The organism is Alteromonas sp. DY56-G5 (genome assembly GCF_041414725.1).
GTDB lineage: Bacteria > Pseudomonadota > Gammaproteobacteria > Enterobacterales > Alteromonadaceae > Alteromonas > Alteromonas macleodii.
Genome location: NZ_JANHZQ010000095.1, coordinates 1 through 3759 on the forward strand (window position 1 = coordinate 1; position 3759 = coordinate 3759).

At 42.9% G+C, this 3759-nt stretch carries 4 protein-coding genes; 3 read left to right on the forward strand and 1 reads right to left on the reverse strand.

Annotated features, from left to right (window positions below; translation table 11 throughout):
- Window positions 1-227: 227 nt before the first annotated feature.
- Window positions 228-956 (forward strand): hypothetical protein, encoded by a 729-nt coding sequence (locus tag NO989_RS21550; RefSeq protein ID WP_371343175.1) that lies wholly within the window; start codon window positions 228-230, stop codon window positions 954-956.
- Between the two features lie 65 nt (window positions 957-1021).
- Window positions 1022-1282, forward strand: a complete 261-nt coding sequence (locus tag NO989_RS21555; RefSeq protein ID WP_371343176.1) for a hypothetical protein — start codon at window positions 1022-1024, stop codon at window positions 1280-1282.
- A gap of 6 nt (window positions 1283-1288) precedes the next feature.
- On the opposite strand, the gene NO989_RS21560 is transcribed toward NO989_RS21555, so the two are convergent.
- The gene (locus NO989_RS21560) at window positions 1289-2398 is read right to left on the reverse strand and encodes a hypothetical protein (RefSeq protein WP_371343177.1); all 1110 of its coding nucleotides are present in this window, start codon (window positions 2396-2398) and stop codon (window positions 1289-1291) included.
- 233 nt (window positions 2399-2631) lie between these two features.
- Here NO989_RS21560 and NO989_RS21565 point away from each other — a divergent pair, with 233 nt between their 5' ends.
- Window positions 2632-3465 carry a class II glutamine amidotransferase gene (locus NO989_RS21565; protein ID WP_371343178.1) on the forward strand — a complete coding sequence of 278 codons (834 nt, stop codon included), beginning with the start codon at window positions 2632-2634 and terminating at the stop codon, window positions 3463-3465.
- Window positions 3466-3759 lie beyond the last annotated feature (294 nt).

Below are 3759 nucleotides of genomic sequence, written 5' to 3' on the forward strand. Positions count from 1 at the left end.
TCCATAGTAGACAGTGCATGGGCCGGAAGCACATGGAATTAAATTCGTGGGGATCCCTCAGGGTCAGAGTACATTAAATTAATGGGGTCGGAGTACATTTCTAAGTAATGTACTCTGACCCCATTAGTTTTACGATTTACGCTTTTGGTTTCGGCGCATTTTCAGTATGGTAGGTGTAACGCTGGTTCGGCATTCAGCCAGCTTGTTCAACGCATCAGGGATGAATTATGCGCAAACCCGTTAAATACCGGATAGCTTTTTTAATAGTTGCTGCTGCCTGCTTTTATGTAGGAACGTTATTTTTACCTGAAACACTTCCTGAAATAACCCTCTCCTTTGAAAGTGTTTGGGCTAGCACACAGTGGCGTAATACCGTGCTGGTTACGTTGGCATATTTTGTCTTTTTGCCTGTACTTTACTATTTCTGGATTATTCAAATTGGCAATCAGGCTCTGTGGAAATTATTGTTAGTTTTTTCTTTAAGTAGTTTGGTCGCACGCTATAACTATCCAGAGCAGTTAGCCTATTACTTTGAATTCATTACCTACCTTAAATACCCGGTTATTGCCGTATTGATGGTGATAGAAATTCTCCTTCTGGTAACGATAGTTAAAGCGTTGTGGGGGGCTCGAAAGCTCTCTGGCGACCCGCGAATTCATATGCTGGAACAATATGAAGGCGATAACATTTATGAAAAAGGATCAAAGGAAGCAAAGAAGTTAGAGTTGGCACTTATGTTTGCTCATGAGCCCGCCAGTTGGTACTACGCCATTCCTCGTTTTAGTAGAAACCATGTTCCCGCCATAGCCAATCTGCATTTATGGTCCGCACAGTGGTGGCATGTGTCACTGGTTTGTGTAGCGCTTGTAGTTGCGACGTATGCAAGTTATCTCGCCATACACTTTGGAGTGAAACGGTTGCCATTGTGGTGGCAACTTTGGTTTTTTACCTCATAGTGATGTTCATTGCTAACTACAGAGTCAGCAAGTATTACTCTGTTTACCTTATAAAAGATAAGCTTATGGTGAATAATTCATGGTGGGGAATGACTGTTATTCCACTTTCCAATATTCAACAAGTAGAAACAGGCAGTTGGACAGCAGCTTCAACACAAGAACAGTTCCATTTCGGTAGAGGCAACGCAAACGTTAAGCTTACCTTTGTGTCAGAACAAAAGTATTACTCTGGTTTAGCGACTTTTATTGAGCCGATGGACACACTTTATCTCAGTGTCGATGACCCGTCAGCATTACATGGGATTTGTCAGCTTAACACCGAATAAATGGGGTCAGAGTACATTACTAAAAAAGTACTCTGACCCCATAATTTCGTATTGCAAGTCGGTTTTGGCTTGCCATTCAGCTAATTGCTTAGCGATTTGTGCTGAGACTCTTTTGTCAACTATTGCGGCGCGCCGATTCATTTCGTCGTGCCACTGGCTGTTTTGTTTAATATGTGAAGGCATTTGCGCATGCCGGTCCAAAGGACCTGGGTAATAGTATGCGTCAGCAACGTCTGAAAGCTTTTGATTTGTGCCGTCTGCAAATCGTGCTGAAACGCTGGATAAAGGGGAGTTCAATTCACTCTTTTCGTTAAGCAAAACAAGCGTAGGATTAGAAATATCAGGTATTGTCGATGTAGAAAAATGGGTCCATATCGTCGCAATATTTAGGTCCTTAAGCTTAGAAATAAAGGGCACAAACTCATTGATTGCTTCACCCCGCTTTAACGATACAGGCTGCTTTAATGTATGCATTGCGCCAAACAGAAGAATCGCTTTATCGTTTTGTTCAGCTACCTGCTTCACAGTTTTCTCATAGTTCACAATGCGTGTTTTGGTGAGAGACTGCCATTGCTCTTTGCTCAATCTTTCCCATTTAAACTCTGGTTCAGCAAGAGCTATGCGAACTTTATGGTTTGACGGTGCATTGAGTAACCTTAGTGTCTGCACAAAATGGCGGTAATGCTCATATTGCCACGCCATAAAATAAATACTGTCCTGCCACAAAGGCTCTAATTCTTGCAGTGAAACCTTTGTATTGGGATTAAGCAAATAATCATCCAACTCAGCTTGGCAATGGCTATTACCAAACTCAGTCACAATAACGTCGACACTCTCAAAGATATCACGATCAGACAGAGCGTTGATTAAGAGCTCTGTCGGTGCTGCGGAGCCGTGTATATCACCAATTGCCACGATTTGATGTTCGCTTAATAAATGCTTAAAGGTTTGATTTATCTTGTTGTTCGCAGTAGTAGCGATGTGGGTTAAAGGCGAAACCTGCTTAGCGAGTGAAGTGTAGGGCAGCATCACCGAAGATAAAGCGATGACGAAAAAGGAATAAATCGAGAAAGAGTGGTAGCGCATCATACATATGAAAGAGTGGTTTGTTTGCAATTGATTATCATTATTATTAACTATAAATGAAAGGGGAGGTAACATAAAACGGACGTTTTTACGCAATTCAATTAAAATAAAGTGGTATGAAGGTTATTGTCTTTAAAAAGTTAAATGGGTTGTAAGGTCTGTTGCCTCTCCTTTATTACGAACCAATGTCGAATTGATTCGGCTCGAGTGCTTGCGTATTCTCGACATACTTAATGAAATAACTGCTATAGGTAACAAACGTTGTGTGTGAACTTTTAGGCATGAGTGCGAACACTCCTACTGACCTATGTTTTAGTTTTACCGGGCTGACTCGCCGCGGTGGTGAAACAGGGCCGCATAAAGACGGCTGGGGAGTTGCTTTTTATGAAGGGAAGGGCGTGCGTATGTTTCACGATCCCGAGCCTTGCGCCACATCACCCATCGCAGACTTTGTTTCGAAGTTGCCTATAAAAAGCAAGAATGCGATTTGCCATATTCGTCAGGCTAATGTGGGTAACATTAACTTAGCTAACACGCATCCCTTTACTCGCGAACTGTGGGGGCGATACTGGGTGTTTGCGCACAACGGGCAACTACCTAACTTCTCACGTCGAATGGGTATTTACGAAGCAGTTGGGGATACCGATAGCGAAGAGCTTTTCTGCGATATTATGAATAACGTTAGGCAAAACCTCCTTCGAAACGTTATGCCTGAGCAGTTAGCTGAAACGTTAGTTTCACTTGCAAAGGAGTACGCTCAGCAAGGTGTATTCAATTGCTTGCTGAGCAATGGCGACTGGTTATTTACGTTCTGTAGTACAAAGTTAGCTAGCATTACCCGCAGAGCACCTTTTGGCCCCGCTTGTTTGAGTGATGTAGAGGTGGAAATTGATTTTGCAGCTGAAACCACGCCAAAAGATGTAGTGAGCATTATTGCTACTGAACCGCTAACAAACGATGAACAGTGGGATATCTACGAACGGGGTGAGTGGAAGCTATGGCAGGAAGGCGAAGTCATAGCCTCGGGTAAAGTGGATGTCCCTGAACACAAAAAAGAAGCCGATATGGTTGCACCAGATCCATCGCTTCACGACTAATCACGAACTATGGGGTCAGAGTAACTTAAATGGCCCCGCTCTCAAAAAGCTCGGCGCTGAGTTAGTAACCCAGCGTAATAATGTACTCTGACCCCATAACTCGAACTATGGGGTCGGAGTAACTTTGATGGCCCCGCTCTAAAAAAGCTCTTCGCTGAGTTAGTAACCCAGCGTAATAATGTACTCTGACCCCAATATTCAGGTTAGCTAGATCGATAATGTACTCTGACCCTGAGGTATCCCCACAAATAATGACTAAAATTCAGTAAGATAAAAAATAAAGGGAACATTCAT